The sequence below is a fragment of the Streptomyces actinomycinicus genome, assembly GCF_016741775.1.
In the GTDB taxonomy this organism is placed as follows: Bacteria; Actinomycetota; Actinomycetes; order Streptomycetales; family Streptomycetaceae; genus Streptomyces; species Streptomyces actinomycinicus.
On record NZ_JAERRK010000103.1, the window covers coordinates 1 to 253 of the forward strand.

The 253-nt window shown below is 71.9% G+C and carries 1 protein-coding gene; it reads left to right on the top strand.

Annotated features, from left to right (window positions below; all coding sequences use genetic code 11):
- On the top strand, positions 1-253 hold a 253-nt coding region (locus tag JK359_RS38695), incomplete at both ends, for a hypothetical protein (RefSeq protein WP_201844431.1).

A 253-nucleotide genomic window follows, 5' to 3' on the forward strand; every position in this document is an offset into this window, starting at 1 on the left:
GGTGCAGGCCCTGTTCGACCGCTGGGTACGCCTGATGGACGCGGCCACCGAGGACCCCGACCGCCCGCTCGGCACGATCGACCTCCTCACCCCCGAAGAACACCAGCACCTGCTCACCGACTTCAACGACACCGCCCTGCCGCTGCCCGAAGCCTCCCTCGGCGAACTCTTCACCCGGCAAGCGGCCAGGACCCCCGACGCCCCCGCCCTCACCGACGCCGACGCCGGCTCGACCCTGACCTACGCCCAGCTC